Raw genomic sequence first — 3689 nt, 5'->3', positions numbered from 1 at the left:
ATATCCGTCGTGTTTTGGTTGGTATTTTGTACCTTCATAGCTATATGTTTTAGACGACATAATTTACTTAAAGTAGGCCGGTTTTCATAAGGAAAATCGGCTTATTTTGCTTATAAAGCCACTTTTTTTCTTAACTTAATAGCATTGACCCCCTTTTAAAGGGGGATTTTGTGCAATCTGGATTCTTTACTTTATTTTTTGATTTACATTTTTAAAAACCTTGTCTAGAATCGAACTCAGGTTATTAAATTAGATCATCATCAAGTTATTAAAAATAATAAGATTTCACCAACCACCTGTTTGGAATTTGAAAAGGTGACCAATTTCTCCCATGTAGAATTTTCAGGAAAACCAGAAATACATGGTGCCTGATAGCGGAAATAGCTGTTCGCAAACACCTTTTGAGCAGAATTCCCTGTTAAGCCTGGTAAAAATTCTGAACTGTTCCCTGCTTTGGCAGCTGCCAAATGTCAATCTGGTTTCGCATCATTGACCGTGGTGGCGTATAACCCTATCAAATTTCCTGTAAAGCCTCCTGCCACATTGGTAGAAAGAATATCTCCGGATACAGGCCCTCCCAAACTGACAAAATCAGCTCCCGGTAAAGCATAACTAAACAGGTAATCATCCCCCTCAGCCTGCACCCGAAGCTGAACCGGGCCATTGAAGGTCAGTTTGCGGCTGGCGATAATCCTGGAAACCCCGTCCTCGGTCCGCTCCAGCAATACATGAAAATCATTGCCTGTTTTGGTGACGCCAAAAACGTAGTTGAACTCTTCGCTTTGGAGACAGGTAATTCCTGCCAATTCATTTTCTGCCCGGGGCTGGTATTCCATGCTGGCTGTAAAGGAAAAATCCTTATGCTGTTGCCTGTAGAAAAGCGTAGAAGTGGGTTTCACCTCCTTGATATTCACCCCAAAGGGATGGATGTGCAATCCTTCCTTGTCCAGGGAAATAAAGTCCTCTCTAGGCCCTCTAAGTCCAATCCAGCGGAAATCCAATTGATTCGAATTAAATTCCTCTTTATAGGTAAAGTTTCCATTGGGAAAAAAGCCATCTTGCCCTGTTTTGTTTTTCGTAACACCACCGGGCATTTTAAGCCTGGGTTCCAGGGGGATTAAGCCATTTTCAAATACAGGGAATTCACCAGACCAATCTACCGGAAGGATAAATGTCTCCCTACCGGTATTCACCCTGTCTTTATCATTGGGCCGGATACCTAAGAAAACCCCATAATATTGGTCATCAGGTCCCAATACCAGGTCTGCATGTCCTGCCCAGTCCACTTTGTTTTCCCGGTCTTTGGCAAAGTACCGCTGTGTAAGAATGGGGTTACCCGGAGCGGGAACATAGGGCCCTTTAGGGCTGTCGCTTACAAAAATCACTTCGCTGTGCCAATCTCCGGTACCTCCTTCAGCACACATCAAATAATACCTGCCGTCTTTTTTGTATATATGTGGCGCCTCAATCCAAATGGGTTGCTCCGTGATATCAACCCCTCCATCCACAATGATCTTGTCCGTGCCTTTGATCACCTGATCGGCCTCCACATCATATTCCCAGATTTTGATCACCCTGTGTCCGGTATACTGCTCCTTGCCCGGATCGGGCGCATCGTTGTGCACCACATAAGCTTTGCCATCTTCATCAAAAAACAGGGCAGGATCAATACCCCCAAAATCCAGCTTGACAGGATCAGACCAGCCCTGTTTAGGATCCTTCGTTTTCACGACAATATTGCCCATGCCACCTGCAAACTGGGTAGTAATCATATAGAAAGTCTCGTTGTAGGGATTGTAGAGAATATCCGGTGCGTAAATACCCGCACTGATCCCGCCATGCTCCACTTTCAGTTGGGATTTTCGGTCAAGTACATGCCCGATTTGCGTCCAATTTACTAAATCAACGGAGTGAAATAGGGGTACACCAGGAAACATGGAAAAAGAAGAACAAACCAAATAATAATCCTCCCCTTTACTCGTGATGGAAGGATCCGGATAACAACCCTGAAGGATGGGGTTATAAAATTCACCTTCACGCAATGGGTATTCCTGATATACCTGATCATTCCCCTCATACACCACCTTTGAGAATACCGGTGAGTTTTTCTTTATTTGTTGGCTATGGGCTGCGCAAATAGAGATCAGCGTCATCAAAATTACCAGGATTAGTGTTTGTCTGTTTCTCATGTCGTTAATTTATTTAAGGGCATGTATTGCTTTCAAATTTGGCATTAAATCGTTTGGAGCTTTGCCTGGTTGCTCATCAAAAAAGAGCTGCACTTTTTACATAAATTTTAACTACCGCTAGTAAAGCGGGGTTTTGATTGACTCTTGTGTAACGAACTGCCCAGGAGTATACCTGAGTAAACCAAGGGGCTGTACCCTGTTATTCCACCAATTCCATAAGGGCATGAACCACAGTTTTTGGTTGGTAATTCCTGTCAAACATCAAGGGGTAATCTGTCCTTCCCCTGACAGGCCAGTTGTTTTTCCAGGAATGCTGATCCGCTATGCCCCAAAAGGTGACCCTTGATATTTTTTCCTGGTGTTTGAGAAATAGTTTGAAAAAATCCACATACCGTTGATCAAACTTTTGCCGAACGGAATCAGGCAGGCCTTCCTGATAGGGATTGATGCTTTGCTCATAGTCAAAGTTTGTTCCCACATCGGCTCCGGTATTTCTTCTGGGGGATGGAAGCACCGACATATCCAGTTCCGTGATCATAACGGTAAGGCCAAGTCCAGAATAAGCGGCAATGCTTTTTTCAAATTCCTCAATGGCAGGATGCTCCAGACCGATGTGACCCTGCATGCCTATTCCGTCTATTTTTACGCCTTGCTCCTGAAGTTTTTTGACCATTTTTACTACGCCTTCCCTTTTGCCCGGCAAGGCCATGGAATAATCGTTGTAATAGAGCTCCGCCTCCGGGTCAGCTTCATGGGCAAATTGAAAGGCCAATTTCATAAAGTCTTCTCCAATGATTTCGTAAAACTTGCTTCTTCTCCAGGAACCATCATCCAGTATGGCTTCATTGACCACATCCCAGCCATCGACCTTACCCTTGTACCTGCCGACCACCGTCTTGATATGGGTCTCCATTCTGCCTATCAATACTTCTTTGGATACCTCATTGCCTTCCTCATCCACAAAAAACCATCGGGGTGCCTGAGAATGCCAAATAAGGTTATGCCCTACCACGTGCAGGCCCAACGCTTCACCTAAAGCCACAAACTTATCTGCCGCAGCAAAATTGAACGCTCCTTCTTCCGGCTGTATGGGACCGCTTTTCATTACATTCTCCGCAACAATGGAATTGAAATTTGCTTTGAGCAATTCAATGGATTGCTGGTCCCTGCCATTGATTTGAGCCCCATTCAGTGCCGCCCCGATAAGGAATTTTCCTTCAAAGGCATCTTTCAGGCCCTTGCTGTCCAAATCCGCATTTTGGTACACCATCCTGCTCCCCATTCCAAGGGAAAGAATTGCCAGAGAAAGTAAGCTGATTGTTTTTATCCAATTTTTTTTCATGGTTCTTGGGTTTGGTAGGTTCATTGGAGGGTTAGGAAATTAAACACCAGACCTTCACTTTCAATTTAACCTGATTAGCAGATTCTGTCTCCCCAAAAAGGAAGTCCTATCAAATATAAAATGTATTTATTACACCAAAAAATTTTTGTGGAAAAAAA

3 protein-coding genes are annotated in these 3689 nt (G+C 43.9%); all 3 read right to left on the bottom strand.

Annotated elements, in window-relative coordinates:
- Positions 1–260 precede the first annotated feature (260 nt).
- Positions 261–467, bottom strand: coding sequence for a hypothetical protein (locus HUJ21_RS03000; protein WP_291367162.1), 207 nt, complete (start codon positions 465–467; stop codon positions 261–263).
- Between the two features lie 3 nt (positions 468–470).
- Positions 471–2189, bottom strand: coding sequence for a glycoside hydrolase family 43 protein (locus HUJ21_RS02995; protein ID WP_291367160.1), 1719 nt, complete (start codon positions 2187–2189; stop codon positions 471–473).
- 199 nt (positions 2190–2388) lie between these two features.
- Complete coding sequence (locus HUJ21_RS02990; RefSeq protein WP_291367158.1) at positions 2389–3531, bottom strand: endo-1,4-beta-xylanase; 1143 nt, start codon at positions 3529–3531, stop codon at positions 2389–2391.
- Positions 3532–3689: the final 158 nt, after the last annotated feature.

It is taken from the genome of Cyclobacterium sp. (genome assembly GCF_014762705.1).
Lineage (GTDB): Bacteria > Bacteroidota > Bacteroidia > Cytophagales > Cyclobacteriaceae > Cyclobacterium.
Note: the sequence above shows the minus strand (reverse complement) of the source record. Positions and strands in the feature narration are given on the sequence as shown.